This is a genomic window from Lysinibacillus sp. GW821-FHT14F06 (genome assembly GCF_058803665.1).
This window is the reverse complement of sequence record NZ_JBXAPF010000027.1, coordinates 1-15,773: the sequence shown is the minus strand read 5'-3', so window position 1 is coordinate 15,773 and position 15,773 is coordinate 1. Positions and strand designations below refer to the sequence as shown.

The following is a 15,773-nucleotide window of genomic DNA, read 5'->3' as shown; positions in this document are numbered from 1 at the left end:
ATGCCGATGCCGGGTGGAATGCCGATGCCGGGTGGAATGCCGATGCCGGGTGGAATGCCGATGCCGGGTGGAATGCCGATGCCGGGTGGAATGCCGATGCCGGGTGGAATGCCGATGCCGGGTGGAATGCCGATGCCGGGTGGAATGCCGATGCCGGGTGGAATGCCAATGCCGGGTGGAATGCCGATGCCGGGTGGAATGCCGATGCCGGGTGGAATGCCAATGCCAGGAGGAATGCCAATGCCGGGCGGAATGCCAAGACCTGGAGGAGTTTCACCAACACCTTCTCCTAATCGAGGAAGCGGAGCGCCAACCTCTCCACCACCTCAATATAAGCCTCAAAAACCAGTAAAATCTCAGGGGGCTAGCTACAAGTTAGATCCTGTCGTTATGAAAAATTGCGTTCGGAAATTTACGTATGTTTGGATGAACGATGGTAGTGAGTTTTGGTATTTTCCAACTGTTTTAGGAGCTAATTCTGTAGGGGGATATTATTATAATGGATTCCAGTGGGTTTATTATGCATTAGATACACAATATATTGACGCAGTTATTTGTATTTAGAAATTATCAATGGATGTAAATTTTAAAATGAAGCATCTCAATTGAGGTGCTTTTCATTATGACAAAAGGTTCAATAACCACCTATCGATTACTTGGGCTTTAATTACTATTCGAAAATAATCAAAACCAGTATGGTACCTATTGAATTTGGTCGTAAGAATATCAAAAAACAGTTAGGATAAATATCATTAGCTTTGCTAGTTTGTTCGATTATAACACTACAGCATAACCTTAATGTTAAGAAAACAAATAGTACAAATAGTTATCTTTTTTTACTTAGAACAACAACAAGATGCCTGTTGCTATGCATTTAACACTTAATAAATATGTCAAAAACAAGCAATCGAGACTACTTAATTGATAGCCTAATTTATGTTTTATTTTTCTGGTAGTGACATATCATTTCAAAGGCACTATGATAATTGTAGAAGGCGGTGTAAAAGTTGAGTGAAAACTTAGAACATATTACAATAAGTTTTTGTGAACAAAATGGGAGTGTAATTATGACCTACGATATTAATAAAAATTTACCGGCATTAATCCCTAATGTAGGGGATGTAGTTAATATTGATGATAAGTTTAGAGCTGTAAGTGAAAAAGCTTTTACATACGGTACACAAACCCTTGTAGTTACAATTTATTTAGAAGAATTATAGTGTGCAATGAAAGCCACATCAATGAGGTGTGGCTTTTTATTAACTAGAATAAATTCATCACTTTTATGATGTTATGGATAATAAAAAGTGACATAGATCACAAAGTTATCATAGTATTTAACATTAGTAGGAAAAAATTTTTATTAGCAATATTTTTATTTAAAACACGAAAACAATTAGTGAAATTTTGCCATAATAGAATATACTTTCCGGATAATGAAGAGTTTTATTTTATCGATGAAGAGCTTTAATCCTATTAAAAATTCGTATTATAGAGGGGTTTTTTAATTCAAATCCTTTTTAGAAAGAGGCCTAGATGGTGATTATAGTGGATCGTATTTATGGTCAATTGGAGATAGAGGGAGTGCTCGAGGAACTTATTTTAAGTAAGCCGATTCAGCGGTTAAAAGGGATACATCAAGGTGGTGCAAGCTATCTAGTTAATCGTCAGTGGAATATAACACGCTATGAGCATTCCATTGGCGTCATGCTCCTAATTAGAAGGCTTGGTGGCTCTCTAGAGGAGCAAATTGCAGGCTTATTACACGATGTATCCCATACAGCATTTTCTCATGTGATTGATTTTGTTCTTGATAATAAAGCAGAGGATTATCACGAAGAAATATTTATGGAGGTGATTAAAAATTCTGAGATACCTACTATTCTTTTAAAGTATGATTATGATTACGCACAATTTTTGAATATGTCAAAATGGCAATTACTTGAGCAGCCAGCTCCTGAACTTTGTGCAGATCGAGTCGATTATACATTACGAGATATGTATGCATATGGACAAACCAACCTAGAAGATATACAAAAATTTCTGAAAGATATCATAATTTATCAAGGGAGAATGTATCTACGAAGTATTGAAAGTGCTGAATGGTTTGTTAAAACTTATTATCAAGAAGTGTTAGATTTCTTTATGGATCCGTTAAATATTTATGCCTATGCACAATTAGCTCAGACATTAAAGCTAGCATTGGAAAAACAGATACTTTCACTCACTGATTTTTTAAAGGAAGATGATGAACTAATTGAACTGATGAAATCTTCAAATGATTGTCACGTACTAAGCTTATTGCAACAGCTTCATCCAGATGTAAAAGTAGGTGAGAATGAGACAGATTATGATTTTCATCAAAAGATTAAAGTACGACTTATTGATCCATCAATTTGCATTGACCATCAATTCATAAGGGCAAGTGACGTATCTTTAGAAGTAAAAAGAATGAATACATTTGCTAAAGACAGGTTTAGTAAAGGGGTATTTGTGAGAATTTTTCGATAAATTATAGATTATTCTCGTTATTTATGCAAAGTTGGGCGATAAATTATCCAAAGTTCTAGATGAAAAGAAGAAGGAGCTGCCAACTATCAGCTCCTTCTTTTTTAGGAAAACATCGACAATATATATTTACCTGATAGCATAAATATCGCGTATACAGCGAGTGCGATAGCACAGAAATGCTTGGCTTATACCAGTTTGTTAATATAAATGTAAGCACTGTAAAAAGGAGCGTCCCAACAGCCCCAAACACGGTATTTTGTAAAACGCTATGAAAGGTGTTTTCCTTCATATTTTTTTATTTGCATGCCCATATTAATGAGTGTCAGGATAGGGAGTGCTGTGATAACGCCAGATAAAAATAAATATTTTGACTGGCTAAGTAACAGAGCTAACACCATAATGGAGCCACCCACAATAAAATACAGAAAATATAACATATGTAACCCTCAATTTAAAAGAATAGTGTAATCATACTGTACGATTCTACTATTCTACAAGTGCCTTTTTAGCGTATTTAGCAAGTAGTGAAGAAAGATAGATTTTTACTAAAAATAAATAGGATATGTCTACAGACTGAAAAATCTGAGAATAAAAAATTTATAGCTTAGGAATTAATTCTCTTTGTATGTATCGTATTTTACGATATAATCGTTTTGAACGATATATTAAAAGGAGTTAATTTAATGATTCAGGATATAAATAATTATTTTACAACTATTTTTTATCATCTACATACAACACATGAAGATGTCATTTCCCATCAAAGTGTGCGAATTTTACAGATGATTCAAAAGGAAGTCGAGGTTACTGTTCGGGATGTAGCAGGATTACTGAATATTTCTCAAAATACAGCCTCCGAGCACATAAAAAAACTGGAACGGAATGGCTGGGTGAAGAAGGAAAGGGCTGTTGATGATCAACGCAAAGTCATGCTTCATTTAACAGCAGAGGGGCTTGTGATTGTCAAAAAAAATACCGAATTAGACGATAATAAACTACAACATGCATTACATCAATTATCAGAAGATGAACGACAAACCATTCTACAGGCATTTCATCTTTTAAGCGAGGTGTCGAAATAATGTACACGTTTGTTAAAATTCTAAGTTCTGCAGCGATTATTGGGATCGTTACAGAGGTAGCCAGAAGATTTCCTACATATGGTGGCATTATTGCCGCACTACCCCTTGTTAGTATTTTAAGTATTATATGGTTGACAGTACAAAGTGAATCAAGCGAACATATTCAGCGTTTTACAGTTGGTGTGATCGTTGGTCTACCTGCAACAATGGTGATGCTCTTTGTTATATACATGGCAATGAAGTCATCCATTCATATCGTGTTTGCCATAGGATTAGGCGTTGTTTCATGGGCCATATTTTTGGGCATCCAGAAAGCAATAGCTAGTGTTTTTCATATTTCGATTTAATAAGGAGTTAAAAAATGACAATTGTCTCGATTCAACAATTACCTCAAAAAGAAGTGCTACAGTTTTTTAAGGAACACTGGGGAACGACTGAAATGGTCATATCTAGTGGTATTTATGATTGTAGCAAACTAGAGGGCTTTGCATATGTAGACGCAAAACAGAAGATAATTGGCCTTGTGACATATATTTTACGTGGAGAAGAGTGTGAAATTATTTCACTAGACAGTATTGTGGAAGGTCAAGGTATTGGTTCTTCACTTGTACAGGCTGTAGAACAACAGGCTTTTGCAACTAACTGTACAAGGATCACTCTTATCACAACGAATGATAATTTACATGCATTAAAATTTTATCAAAAACGCGGCTATTTTTTAGTGGAAATCCTTCAAAATGCTGTCGCTCAAGCAAGACTCTATAAGCCTGAAATTCCTCTTGTCGGCAATGACGGTATTCAAATACGGGATGAAATAAGACTACAAAAACAATCTGTCTCTTACTAAGGCAGATTGTTTTTATCTTCATTCAGCAAATGTTTTTTGTAGCGAAAGCATAGAGGCAGATGTTTTATGTGCGTAAGCATAGCGGCAGCGGCAGCTACAATTACGCCAAGGCGAAATTGATATTCAAGGTTTTCCAGTAGAGAATTTATCGTTATACTTGATTGGGAAACAGGAAAGTGAGGAAAGAAATGAAAAAAATCTTATTTGTTTTATTATTTAGCGTTCTTATGGTGGGAGCGGCTTTCATCTTCTATGTAAAAAGTAATGCACCACTAGTAATTAGTGCTTACACAAGTCTTAAAGATAATCCAACTGGTAAAATAATTGAACTAGAGAATAAAGGTTTACAGGAAATACAGCTTCAGCAAATCCTTATTAACGATAAAATACCTGAAAAGATAGAGCTTGTTGTAAGTAAGTCTGCACCATTTGAAGCAGAAATGAAGATGGAGAATGATCCCAACATTCTATTTTATAAATTAAGGCAGATTAATATTTTTCCTAGTAAATACATAGATCGTCAGGCAATAGGAAAGCAGCCTCAGCATTATGCTGTGAAAGTGGAGGGAGCCAATATGAAAACTATAACGATAAAGTATACATATTTAAAGATTCCATTTACGCTAACGGCTGCATTGCAAACAAATAAATAGTTATATTAACAATTGAGATTGCTTTCATCCATTCTCATTACTTTTAACTGTAAGATGGTAATCAGTCAGTACATTAAAAATTCAGGTAGAATAAACCAAAAAGGGATGATAACGGAACCTATTGCAGTGGATTTCGTAAAATATGTAGGGGAGCCAGCACAAAATAAAAACATGTGAATCAGGTAATCATTGAAAAGAAGGTAAATAAACTTGGACATTTTAACTGGTAAATTGATTGTTATCGCATTATTTGTACTTATTATTCATTCGATTGAAACACTTGCCTATGCAGTTAGATTGTCAGGTGCGCGAGTAAAATTGTTAGCTTCAGCCCTATCCTTATTTAATGTCATGGTTATGGTGTCCAGACTGGCGAATATGATGCAGCAGCCTTTTACTGGTAGTTTAATTGATACAGCACCAGAGGTAAACGCGTTAGCCTTCGTTGAGCAGCAATTCCGAGTAATTATAGGCTTTGCTTCACTAGGTACATTAGTAGGCATACTACTTTTACCTACATTTGTGGCTATATTTTCAAGAGCCATTATCCATTTATCGGAGGAAAGGGGCTCCATTCCAGCATTATTTAAGAAAAGCTTGAAAATGGAGTATATCAAAAGAGGCTTCAAACATATTCATATGCCAAGTTTTGCATACTTGAAAGGGATTAGTTGGCGTGATATCCCCTTAAAACTATTTATTATCAATGTACTAATTACTGCGATCTATACAATTGGGGTTCTGTCTGCTCTATATGCTGCCTTATTAGCTCCAGAAAGAGGTGCAACAGCTATGATGGCCTCAGGGTTAATTAATGGTGTGGCAACAATCTTGTTAATTATTTTTATTGACCCTAAGATTTCTATTCTTGCAGACGATGTTATCAATCAAAGAGGCAGTTATTTAAGCCTTAAACGAGCTTCTGTAATGATGATGGGTTCAAGATTATTAGGAACAGTTTTGGCACAGCTCCTATTTATTCCAGGAGCAAAATATATCGCATGGTTTACAAAATTTATGACATGATTTCTTTAGAGAAAATTTATGCTCACCCATAAGAGGAAAACTAGACTTTACAGAAAAAAAGGATTCAATTTCAATAATAATTCCATCAAGACGGATTGAAAAACAGGAGAAAAGACGGGTGCGAATAGAAGAACTTGAAGGTGTTGTTGTTATTAATGGACTAGAGATAAGTGGATTTATTGATAAATCAAAAAAGTGCACAAGATGTCAAAGTTATACTATTTATGATGACTCCTTTGATGCCTATTTTTGTGCTAATTGCAATGAATGGCAAGAAGAAAAATGCAGTGATCCACATTGCTATTTCTGCGTACAAAGACCAGATTATCCTTTACCAACAGCAACAAGGATTTGAAAATGTTGTTGCAAAATATTTTTTTCAAATATTGACAAGTTATACAATGTTCGATTATAGTAGTTAACAATTTCATCAATCAATGAAATAGGCGATGAAAAGGACACGAGAGTTGAGTAGCGATTAACAGAGAGGGAGGCATTTGCTGAAAGCTTCCTAATGCAGCAATCACCTCTTACTACCTTTGAGCCGTGCTTGGAAACTTGCACCGTTATTGCAACGTTACTGCAAATCAATGAGCCACTAGCAAATCTAGTGGGAATTTGGGTGGAACCACGGGTAATCAACACATACTCGTCCCTTTATGGGGCGGATATGTGTTTTTTTATTTTTTAATCAGTGTTTTTTCGGATCTGATTATTCAAAAAAGGAGTAGAGAATATGTCAAATCAAGTTATTAACATTCAATTTCCAGATGGTCAACAGCAAGTATTTACAAAGGGTGTAACACTAACCGAAATTGCACAAACAATAAGCCCAGCTTTACGTAAAAAAGCAATTGTAGGGAGTGCTAACGGAACCATCATTGATTTGACGCGCCCAATTGTGGAAGATACACAAATCGCCCTCTATGATGCTAGCTCAAAGGAAGGTGTTCAGGTAATTCGTCATTCAACAGCTCATTTGTTAGCTCAAGCCGTGAAGCGTCTGTATCCAGATGCTCGCTTTGGCATCGGCCCTGTCATTGACAATGGGTTTTATTATGATATTGATCTAGCCCATCCACTTGTGCCGGATGATTTATTACAAATTGAAAAAATGATGAAGCAAATTGTACAAGAAAATAGTCCAATACTACGAAGAGAGGTTACACGCAATGAGGCACAGCAGCTATTTGCCCATGATGCATTAAAGCTAGAGCTATTAGCGGATATTCCTGAGCATGAAAAAGTGACGGTTTATGAGCAGGGAGAATTTTATGATTTATGTCGTGGACCACACGTACCTTCTACAGGTAAATTAAAGCACTTTAAATTAATGCATGTATCTGGTGCGTATTGGCGTGGTGATAGTAAAAATCAGATGCTTCAGCGTATATATGGTGTTGCGTTTGCCTCAAAAGAAGAATTAGCGCAATACTTTGTTTTTTTAGAAGAAGCAGAGAAGAGAAACCATCGCAAGTTAGGAAAAGAGCTGGAACTATTTATGTTTTCAGAGGAAGCACCTGGCATGCCGTTTTATTTAGCAAATGGTCAAATTATTCGCAATGAGCTAGAGTCTTATTTACGACAATTGCAAGCGAAATATGATTATCATGAAGTACGGACACCATTGATGATGAATCAACGTCTTTGGGAGCAGTCAGGGCACTGGGATCACTATAAGGACAATATGTATTTTACACATGTAGATGACCAGAGCTTCGCGCTAAAGCCTATGAATTGTCCCGGTCACATGCTGATTTTTAAAAATGAATTACATTCATATAGAGACTTACCAATTCGTATGGCTGAATTTGGTCAGGTGCATCGACATGAATTTAGTGGTGCATTAAATGGACTTTTACGGGTGCGTACTTTTTGCCAGGATGATGCTCATATTTTTGTCACACCACAACAAATCGAGAAAGAAATTGCACTGGCTCTAAAAATTATTGATGAGGTATATGAGGTTTTTGGCTTCCAGTATGACATTGAATTATCCACACGTCCTGCTGATTATATGGGTGATTTAGAGCTATGGGATCAAGCGGAAGCAGCACTAGAAAACGTACTTAAGCACTTAGGCTTGCCATTTACAATTAATGAAGGCGATGGTGCGTTTTATGGACCAAAGATTGATATTCATATTAAAGATGCTATTCATCGCAGTCATCAATGTGCAACAGTTCAGCTCGATTTCCAACTACCTGAGAAATTTGATTTAACGTATATCAATGAACATAATGAAAAAGTAAGACCAGTGGTTATTCATCGGGCTGTATTTGGCTCAATTGATCGTTTTTTAGGAATATTAATTGAGCATTTCGGTGGTGTGTTCCCTACATGGCTTGCACCGAAGCAGGTACAAATTATCGGAGTTGCAGATCAACACCAAGAATATGTTCAGCAAGTAGTGAAGGCGTTACAAAATGAACAGATTCGTGTGGGGGTTGATAATCGTTCAGAAAAGCTTGGTAAGAAAATTCGTGAGGCGCAAATGAAGAAGATACCATATATTTTAGTACTAGGTGATCGTGAAAAGGATCAACAGTATGTGACTATTCGTAAACATGGCGAGCAATCCTTACATGAAATGCCATTGTCACAATTTGTGGAGAATATCAAGCAAGCGATAAAACAAAAAGCAATATGATAAAATCCATATTTTAAAGGTGTAGCTCGACTTCTAGGCAGTTCTCATGAATCAATTCGATCACGGGGCTTAGAGTCGAGCTAACACATGACCAAGGGTTTGTGTCTGAGAGCAATTTTAAAGTGGGAAAATTTGAATTTTTTGTTAAAAATATTTTCAGAATTTACTTAAATAATTCCATTATTTCATCATCTTTGCTACTATTTCATCACTTTCAAGCATACAATGAAATAAATGACGAGTAATTGAAATTATGGAACAATATGATTGTTTTGATTGTAATGGCTGTTTCCTAATAAAATGGTTTGTGTCTCAGTATCGATGACAAAATATTTATGATAGCTCTCTTGTTCAGTTTGTTTAAAGGAGGCTAAAAAATATACTTGTCGATTGGGATGAATAAAAGTATGTTGAGTGAGGTCTATTTTTTCACCTATGAAATTGGTTTTTAAATGAAATGTTTCTTCAGCCTTTGGTATGTCTTTAAAGGGTATCTTTTGACGAATGTTCAAGCTAGCATCAGAATATTCCTCATATAGTGTCGGAATAATTTTTTGATAAAACTCGTCCTCATTTTGAAATGACTGATACTGATTATTTGGATACTTATAGGAAGTAGCTACAATAGGTGTACAGAGTGTGGGTGCTGTGTTTTCTACTGATTGTTGAGGCTGCTGTAGTAAAAAGCTTGAAACAAACATCAATGACATGAACAATACCTGCATCTTTTGGCCTCCTTTATAATTTAGTTTTCCCAATTACATGTTATGTATACGTATCATGACAATAACAGCAGGATTTGGATTGAACTTTACAAAGGGAACCTAATACAGGTTAATAACTTGGGTTTTTTTATAATGTTGGTTAGGAAACTTGCGCCTGTTTTGAATATCTATTTAATAATACATCCAATTCTTGACTACAATCAACCACAATAGGATGGGTGAAACCTAGATCCTTTGCCTTTCTATACATAGTTCTTCTCTTCATTTCGATTTTCACCTTCAAGAATTGTTTAAGCGATAATTGTACCAAGATACTTTCCTCCTAATTTTTTCTCCATTTTCTTGTCATAAAATCTATATGACCTCGATTCAACTTTCTCATTGTATACCACCTAAAATAAAAAATATGTCATATTGTGTTTAGTGTGCTAAATTCGTAATTTAGTCATAGAAGAGCGTCTTAATTCTCAGAGAAGATTGAAAAACTAAAATTTTCCACTAAATCTTTTCGCCTATTTTAATTTACTTTAATTGTTATATGCTTAAAATTTAAGACCTTGAATCCAAAGAAGTCAAGGTTTGGTTTCTATGACTTTTTAGAAAATATTTAGATTTCGTTTAACTGATTTTGTATCTTTTTTACTATTGAGATTACAAGTTGGAATATTTGCAATATTCATTCATTTTTCTAGAATTTCGTATCTTGTCGCATTTTATCAAATAAACCTCTTTGTTGTTTTTTACTGAGGAGATTATCGATTATTCGGATAAATTTTAGATTTATTTAGGAAATGATGTAATAAAATGAATAAGGCGGTGTTTAGGTCAGTAGAGGTGGACGAATTTATAGAGGCTATTTTAAGGTGTCTTCAAGGAGGAAGATCAATAATGATAATGAGCAATTGAACGGCCGTAATCACTTTATGCTTGATTAATTGGATAGATCTTGAAGGAATGTATGCACAATCAGGCTAAACTTTTTATGAATCAAAATATGTAAACGCCCACTCTGTCAGCTGTGGGCGTTTATTACTTATCTTAATGTTTCCATTCTTTTCGTAATAGACCAAATAATAATAGATCATAAAACTTACCGAATCGGAAAATCTCATTTCTCAAAATGCCTTCTTTTGAAAAGCCGCATTTTTCATAGGATCGAATAGCTGCTGTATTAAAGCTGAAAACCTGTAGTTTAATTTTATTGATAGCAATGTAATTAAAAATAAAATCGATAAGGGTTTTCATAGCATCAGTTCCAAGTCCTTTACCCTGCCATTGCTCGCCAATCGAAATGCCTACAAAGCATGTACTGTTTTGCCAATTAATTGAAAATACAGTACATGTGCCAATAAGCTCATTTGTATATTTTTCAAATATACCGAAGAAAAAATCTTCCTTCTTTGCACTAATACTTTGGAAGAATGATGAGTGATCCTCGAAGGTTTTTGGAAAGGGGATTTCGTCATTAGCAAATAATAACGACTTTTTTTCACTTTCAATTTTGACAAATGCTTCTAAGTCAGACGAAGTCATTTGCTGTAAAATAATTGCTTGACCTGTAAGAAAGTTTTTCATGTAATGATCCATTTGTGTTCTCCCTTGTTCAAGGGCTGCAGCTAAAATGACATCCCTTGTTTAATCTGTTGAATAACCAAAACGTCTACTGCACTTGCCGCACTCATTGGCACAACTCCTTTTAATTGAATACTTTTATAGTAGCATTTTTAAGGATTAGTAGAAATAAATATTTAAAATAAGAAGGACTTCAATTAGTTTCGTTTTCTTCTGAACATTTAATCTTGTATTTTATCAAACAGCCCACATATCAATAGTTCAAATTTCTGATAGTGTTTGCTGATAGAGTATTTTACAATGGTTTAAAAGAAAATTCCAAATTATTACGATTAGCTCAATAGAGTTATGAAACATAACGAAAAAAGAGGAGTATTACAATGAGTATTCAGCTAAAACAATGTACACTAGAAGACCTAGATGATCTTCAAAAAATCAGTAAATACACTTATATGGATACCTATTATGATAAGCAATTTAGACATATGATTAGTCTGGATACGATTAACACTCATTTAGAGCGAGCATTTAATAAAAATCAGCTAAAAAGGGAGCTTTCCAATGTATCCACTAGCTTTTACTTTATCTATTTCAATGATGAATTGGCGGGCTATATAAAAATAAATGTGGACGATGCTCAATCAGATTCACTTGGGGATCAGGCACTGGAAATAGAACGTATCTATGTAGGACAATCCTTTCAAGGGCATGGACTTGGAAAAGCACTATTAAATAAAGCGTTAGAAATGGCACAGCAGCTAAATAAGAAGGTTGTCTGGCTAGGTGTTTGGGAGAAAAATTTATCAGCTATCCAATTTTATGAAAATACAGGATTTTCTCGATTTAGTACCCATGATTTTCAATTTGGAAATGACGTACATACCGATTTTATTATGCGTAAATTAATGGATTAACATACAATAACAATTAGAAAGAGGAGAATTCAATGCGTTTCTTTACAACTTATTTTAATGGCTTGATGGCATACTTACCTGAAGAGGAGCAATTCCAGCTGCAACAAGCAAAAGGAGCAACTGATTCTCAAATTCAAACATTATTAGATATATTTCCAGGATGTCCAAAATCTTTGATTAAACTACTGCAAGATATTAATGGAACCTATTATTGTAAGCATGGAGAAACAACGATTAGTGTACTAGTATTAGGCTCAGATCTAGGTGATTATCCATATTATTTAAAGTCTATTGAGCAAATGATAAAAAATGCCCAAGTAGTGAATAGTGAAAGTATTTATGAGCGTTATCGAGATTTTTTAGAGCATGTTGAAGTGGATGATAGAATACAGATGCATATACCATTAGATAAGCATTTAGGCTTTGCGGATTGTATGAACAATGGCGGTACATCCAGCCTATATATAGATTTTCATCCCAATGATGGTGGACAGATAGGACAGGTCGTTCGATATGTTCATGATCCAGATAGCTATGAGGTTATTGCACCATCCTTTGATGACTATTTACAACAGCTAATAGATGGAGAGTATGAATTTACCTCAATCTATGAGGAGGAATAGGAGGGAGGGCATTTATGAGATTAAAATTTTATGAAACGTGTGATGACTCGTTAATAGAGAGATATGCAATAACAACAGAGCAGTTAAGTTTTACAAAGTCTCCAAAAGAAAGTATTGAACTGGCGAAATTGGACAGAAATCGTCATGCCATATTGGTGCTTGCAGAAGATAAGCTAGTTTCTTTCTTTGTATTACATGAAAAAGATGGGGTAATACCATATTCAACAAATGAAGCTGCCTTGTTAATTCGCTCCTTTTCTACTGATTATCATGAGCAAGGGAAAGGCTATGCAAAAGCAGCATTACAGCTCTTACCAGAATTTGTTCAGACGCATTTTCCTCATATTAATGAGCTCGTGTTAGGAGTTAATGTCCCAAACAAATCCGCACAGGCACTTTATACTAAATGTGGCTTTGTTGATGAGGGAAGGCAAGTAACCAGATTTAATGATGAGCTTATTGTAATGAGTTATTATATCAAGTAGTGTTAGGAGGTTCTGATGACATTGGTAATGAACGCAGGAATAGAGCTGTTGGATGAAATATGTGCGATAGATAAAGAAGTACTAGGTGATTTTTCAAGAAGCAAACAAATAAGTATAGCCATTCAAGAAAAACGCTGTATCATCCAACAAAATGAACAAGGGATTGCGGGCTTTCTTATATTTACAAATAATTTTTTTGAACATAGCTTTATCGACTTAGTGATAGTAAAGCCATCTGAACGGAGAAGAGGAGTTGCTGCCTCTTTAATAGAGACTTATGTAGAATTAGCTATCACACCAAAGATTTTTTCTTCTACTAATCAATCAAATACGGCTATGCATCAAGTATTTGACAAGACAGGATTTATAAAAAGTGGGTTTATTGAGAACTTGGACGAGGGGGATCCAGAAATTATTTATGTGAAATTAACATAAATAAGTATGAGAGGTCTCGAAGATGAATAACACTTCGAGACCTCAAGATTTTATGATTATTTTTTCGCTCGAATGACTAAAAAGGAAGGGCGACGAAATTCTTTTTCTAGAGAGGGAAGTTTCTCTACTGCCTCCAAATCCGGAAGAGGCTCTACTATTTTTTCTATAGTGAAGCCATGTGCAATTAATGAATTGATAATTGTAGAGAGACATCGATGATATTTAACTACACCCTCCACAAACCATGTCTGTTTACGGAAACCTTCATCCTGATAATTGTCAATTGCATAGTGACTTCTTTGACCGTTATCATTATAAATCCAATTATCCTCGTTTGTTTTCCTGGCTGTTGCAATTGGATGTTCTATGGAGAAAATAAAGATGCCATTTGAACGAAGTATGCTAGCAATTTTACCAATCACCGCATCAAAATTTTCAATGTAATGCAAGGAAAGGGAACTTGTAATACAATCAAAGCTTTCTGGAGCTATATGATAATCCTCAATTGCATGCAAACAATAGTCGATCTTTGGGTGAGCATATTCACTTCGTGCGATCGCCAGCATATTTTTGGAGACATCAATGGCAGTAACATGTTTTGCATGGTTTTCTATACAATAATACGCGAATTCGCCCATTCCACAGCCAATATCAAGCATCTGTAAATTCTGTAAATTTGGCAGTAAGGATTTTATCGCAGGCTGCTCCAGCAAATTATTATAATTATAAGGTGTCAGACGTAACGCTTGATAGTGACGGAAAAATTCAAGATTGTCATAAATATTTTGTTTCATGTAAAACCTCCACTTGTTCTACATAACGTTATGTAACATTTGCGCATATTCATTGTCTCATAGCTATGAAATTAGAAATAGACTTTTTATTCTATTTTTAGTAAGATGTAGATAGAGGCATGTCAACTTTAATAATTTTAACTACCATCTATTTACATATGAATAGATGGATTATTTTTTTCTTATTTCTCTAAGTTTCCATCTTTTTACGACATAAATTTGTAACAATTTGAAAAAATTGAAATATTTAATGGTGAATGTTGGCACTTCTTTTAACGAGCGACGTTCTTTTTAATGGAAACAGAATAACAGTTTCCTAAAAAAGACGTTGGGGGATTTTTTAAGTGAGTACAGAAACATTGTTAAATCTAAGCAGTAATTCATTGTTCATCGCCTTTATTTTATTGCTAATCGCCATTTTACCGATTGGACTAGCCGTAAAATCGAAAAGAAAATTGTTTGGTAAAGTAGGATTACTACTGACCTATAGTGCCTTTACGTTACAATTAGTTTATTTCATTTTAAGGTGGATCGCTGTTGATCATGCACCGGTAAGTAATATGTATGAGTTTATGACGTTTTTTGGCATCATGCTTACAGGAAGCTATTTGATTATTCATTTGCTGTATAAACAAATCGTAGTGGGCTTGTTTACTATTCCTGTTTCCTTAATTATTCTTGGGTATGGAAGCGTTTTTACAAAGGAGGTTTCACCACTTGTACCATCTCTACAAAGTCATTGGCTAACAATTCATGTAATGACCGTGGCTTTTTCAAGTGCTATCTTATCAATTTCGTTTGCAACAGGCATTATCTATTTATTAAGAACATTAGATGTTACAAAGAAATCAATCAGTACCTTTGCTTTGGAATTTGTCATGTATTGTCTAATTGTCGTAATAGGCTTTATTGGTGTGTCTACGTACTTTAATCTCACAGCTGATGATGTGAAGGTACATTTTGAAAATTCACAAGGAAAAGAAGAAACAGCAGTTTATACAATGAAGCCTCTTATTGTCAATGATGCTGCTCAAACCACAGATGGAGAACAAATAGGTGTTTTACAGATTACTAACAAGGTTGATGCAAAGAAGTTAAACTCAATTGTGTGGGCATTTCTAATTGGTACGATACTATATGCGGTACTTATACTGATTACAAGAAGACCATTAATCGTTTTATTAAAGCCATTAACAAATCGAGTACAACCAGCTTTAATGGATGAAATTACATATCGAGCTGTGGTCATAGGTTTTCCGTTGTTTGCTCTAGGAGGACTATTATTTGCCATGATTTGGGCACAAATTGCGTGGAGTAGATACTGGGGCTGGGACCCTAAAGAAGTATGGGCACTAATAACATTTTTATTTTATGCAGCCTTCCTTCATTTTCGACTTTCAAAGGGGTGGGAGGGTGAAAAAACAGCTTGGTTAGCGATTATTGGCTTTGGCATTAT

19 protein-coding genes are annotated in these 15,773 nt (G+C 34.9%); 15 read left to right on the top strand and 4 right to left on the bottom strand.

The genetic code is table 11. The features are described 5' to 3' along the window. The first annotated feature begins 24 nt into the window (after positions 1 to 24). From AC1RNS_RS19575 to thrS, 10 genes are all read left to right on the top strand, one after another. Positions 25 to 564, top strand: coding sequence for a hypothetical protein (locus tag AC1RNS_RS19575; RefSeq protein ID WP_492995090.1), 540 nt, complete (start codon positions 25 to 27; stop codon positions 562 to 564). Positions 565 to 1,007: 443 nt separating this feature from the next. Then, positions 1,008 to 1,220, top strand: a complete 213-nt coding sequence (locus AC1RNS_RS19570; RefSeq protein WP_492995089.1) for a hypothetical protein — start codon at positions 1,008 to 1,010, stop codon at positions 1,218 to 1,220. Between the two features lie 319 nt (positions 1,221 to 1,539). After that, positions 1,540 to 2,511, top strand: coding sequence for an HD domain-containing protein (locus tag AC1RNS_RS19565; protein ID WP_492995174.1), 972 nt, complete (start codon positions 1,540 to 1,542; stop codon positions 2,509 to 2,511). Between the two features lie 683 nt (positions 2,512 to 3,194). Beyond that, complete coding sequence (locus AC1RNS_RS19560) at positions 3,195 to 3,593, top strand: MarR family winged helix-turn-helix transcriptional regulator (protein WP_492995087.1); 399 nt, start codon at positions 3,195 to 3,197, stop codon at positions 3,591 to 3,593. Beyond that, on the top strand, positions 3,593 to 3,940 hold the full coding sequence (locus tag AC1RNS_RS19555) for a DUF3147 family protein (protein ID WP_492995086.1): 348 nt from the start codon (positions 3,593 to 3,595) through the stop codon (positions 3,938 to 3,940). The genes AC1RNS_RS19560 and AC1RNS_RS19555 overlap by 1 nt, the downstream gene beginning before the upstream one ends. A gap of 14 nt (positions 3,941 to 3,954) precedes the next feature. Continuing rightward, positions 3,955 to 4,440, top strand: a complete 486-nt coding sequence (locus tag AC1RNS_RS19550; protein ID WP_492995085.1) for a GNAT family N-acetyltransferase — start codon at positions 3,955 to 3,957, stop codon at positions 4,438 to 4,440. 188 nt (positions 4,441 to 4,628) lie between these two features. Continuing rightward, positions 4,629 to 5,093, top strand: coding sequence for a hypothetical protein (locus tag AC1RNS_RS19545; protein WP_492995083.1), 465 nt, complete (start codon positions 4,629 to 4,631; stop codon positions 5,091 to 5,093). A 210-nt stretch (positions 5,094 to 5,303) separates the two neighbouring features. Then, on the top strand, positions 5,304 to 6,119 hold the full coding sequence (locus tag AC1RNS_RS19540) for a lipid II flippase Amj family protein (protein WP_492995082.1): 816 nt from the start codon (positions 5,304 to 5,306) through the stop codon (positions 6,117 to 6,119). 118 nt (positions 6,120 to 6,237) lie between these two features. Further along, positions 6,238 to 6,474, top strand: coding sequence for a hypothetical protein (locus tag AC1RNS_RS19535; protein WP_492995081.1), 237 nt, complete (start codon positions 6,238 to 6,240; stop codon positions 6,472 to 6,474). A gap of 381 nt (positions 6,475 to 6,855) precedes the next feature. Further along, on the top strand, positions 6,856 to 8,769 hold the full coding sequence (gene thrS / locus AC1RNS_RS19530; RefSeq protein ID WP_492995079.1) for a threonine--tRNA ligase: 1,914 nt from the start codon (positions 6,856 to 6,858) through the stop codon (positions 8,767 to 8,769). Between the two features lie 251 nt (positions 8,770 to 9,020). Here thrS and AC1RNS_RS19525 read toward each other — a convergent pair whose 3' ends face one another. The 3 genes from AC1RNS_RS19525 to AC1RNS_RS19515 form a co-directional block, all read right to left on the bottom strand. Further along, positions 9,021 to 9,494 (bottom strand): hypothetical protein, encoded by a 474-nt coding sequence (locus AC1RNS_RS19525; RefSeq protein ID WP_492995078.1) that lies wholly within the window; start codon positions 9,492 to 9,494, stop codon positions 9,021 to 9,023. A 139-nt stretch (positions 9,495 to 9,633) separates the two neighbouring features. Then, a complete protein-coding gene (locus tag AC1RNS_RS19520) occupies positions 9,634 to 9,804 on the bottom strand; it encodes an aspartyl-phosphate phosphatase Spo0E family protein (RefSeq protein WP_427546113.1) in 171 nt (56 codons plus the stop codon). A gap of 728 nt (positions 9,805 to 10,532) precedes the next feature. Further along, positions 10,533 to 11,081 carry a GNAT family N-acetyltransferase gene (locus AC1RNS_RS19515; RefSeq protein ID WP_492995077.1) on the bottom strand — a complete coding sequence of 183 codons (549 nt, stop codon included), beginning with the start codon at positions 11,079 to 11,081 and terminating at the stop codon, positions 10,533 to 10,535. 365 nt (positions 11,082 to 11,446) lie between these two features. Here AC1RNS_RS19515 and AC1RNS_RS19510 point away from each other — a divergent pair, with 365 nt between their 5' ends. From AC1RNS_RS19510 to AC1RNS_RS19495, 4 genes are read left to right on the top strand one after another with little or no spacing between them, the layout of a single operon-like run. Continuing rightward, positions 11,447 to 11,980 (top strand): GNAT family N-acetyltransferase, encoded by a 534-nt coding sequence (locus AC1RNS_RS19510; RefSeq protein ID WP_492995076.1) that lies wholly within the window; start codon positions 11,447 to 11,449, stop codon positions 11,978 to 11,980. A 32-nt stretch (positions 11,981 to 12,012) separates the two neighbouring features. Further along, positions 12,013 to 12,603, top strand: coding sequence for an SMI1/KNR4 family protein (locus AC1RNS_RS19505; protein WP_492995074.1), 591 nt, complete (start codon positions 12,013 to 12,015; stop codon positions 12,601 to 12,603). A gap of 14 nt (positions 12,604 to 12,617) precedes the next feature. Then, the gene (locus AC1RNS_RS19500) at positions 12,618 to 13,088 is read left to right on the top strand and encodes a GNAT family N-acetyltransferase (RefSeq protein ID WP_492995073.1); all 471 of its coding nucleotides are present in this window, start codon (positions 12,618 to 12,620) and stop codon (positions 13,086 to 13,088) included. A gap of 15 nt (positions 13,089 to 13,103) precedes the next feature. Continuing rightward, positions 13,104 to 13,523 carry a GNAT family N-acetyltransferase gene (locus AC1RNS_RS19495; protein ID WP_492995072.1) on the top strand — a complete coding sequence of 140 codons (420 nt, stop codon included), beginning with the start codon at positions 13,104 to 13,106 and terminating at the stop codon, positions 13,521 to 13,523. Positions 13,524 to 13,579: 56 nt separating this feature from the next. Here the strand turns inward: AC1RNS_RS19495 and AC1RNS_RS19490 are convergent, their stop codons facing one another. Continuing rightward, positions 13,580 to 14,317 carry a class I SAM-dependent methyltransferase gene (locus AC1RNS_RS19490; protein ID WP_492995070.1) on the bottom strand — a complete coding sequence of 246 codons (738 nt, stop codon included), beginning with the start codon at positions 14,315 to 14,317 and terminating at the stop codon, positions 13,580 to 13,582. A gap of 344 nt (positions 14,318 to 14,661) precedes the next feature. On the opposite strand from AC1RNS_RS19490, the gene ccsB reads away from it, so the two are divergent. Then, positions 14,662 to 15,773 (top strand): c-type cytochrome biogenesis protein CcsB (gene ccsB, locus AC1RNS_RS19485; protein WP_492995068.1); only part of this gene is annotated, 1,112 nt, incomplete at its 3' end.

What these genes read in the sequence shown, in the direction of transcription:
- AC1RNS_RS19560 (WP_492995087.1), top strand. Translation starts at nt 3,195, where the DNA reads ATGATTCAGGATATAAATAATTATTTTACAACTATTTTTTATCATCTA.
- AC1RNS_RS19505 (WP_492995074.1), top strand. Translation starts at nt 12,013, where the DNA reads ATGCGTTTCTTTACAACTTATTTTAATGGCTTGATGGCATACTTACCT.
- AC1RNS_RS19550 (WP_492995085.1), top strand. Translation starts at nt 3,955, where the DNA reads ATGACAATTGTCTCGATTCAACAATTACCTCAAAAAGAAGTGCTACAG.
- AC1RNS_RS19515 (WP_492995077.1), bottom strand. Translation starts at nt 11,081, where the DNA reads ATGGATCATTACATGAAAAACTTTCTTACAGGTCAAGCAATTATTTTA.
- AC1RNS_RS19495 (WP_492995072.1), top strand. Translation starts at nt 13,104, where the DNA reads ATGACATTGGTAATGAACGCAGGAATAGAGCTGTTGGATGAAATATGT.
- AC1RNS_RS19545 (WP_492995083.1), top strand. Translation starts at nt 4,629, where the DNA reads ATGAAAAAAATCTTATTTGTTTTATTATTTAGCGTTCTTATGGTGGGA.
- AC1RNS_RS19490 (WP_492995070.1), bottom strand. Translation starts at nt 14,317, where the DNA reads ATGAAACAAAATATTTATGACAATCTTGAATTTTTCCGTCACTATCAA.
- AC1RNS_RS19500 (WP_492995073.1), top strand. Translation starts at nt 12,618, where the DNA reads ATGAGATTAAAATTTTATGAAACGTGTGATGACTCGTTAATAGAGAGA.
- AC1RNS_RS19510 (WP_492995076.1), top strand. Translation starts at nt 11,447, where the DNA reads ATGAGTATTCAGCTAAAACAATGTACACTAGAAGACCTAGATGATCTT.
- thrS (WP_492995079.1), top strand. Translation starts at nt 6,856, where the DNA reads ATGTCAAATCAAGTTATTAACATTCAATTTCCAGATGGTCAACAGCAA.
- AC1RNS_RS19525 (WP_492995078.1), bottom strand. Translation starts at nt 9,494, where the DNA reads ATGCAGGTATTGTTCATGTCATTGATGTTTGTTTCAAGCTTTTTACTA.
- AC1RNS_RS19575 (WP_492995090.1), top strand. Translation starts at nt 25, where the DNA reads ATGCCGGGTGGAATGCCGATGCCGGGTGGAATGCCGATGCCGGGTGGA.
- AC1RNS_RS19555 (WP_492995086.1), top strand. Translation starts at nt 3,593, where the DNA reads ATGTACACGTTTGTTAAAATTCTAAGTTCTGCAGCGATTATTGGGATC.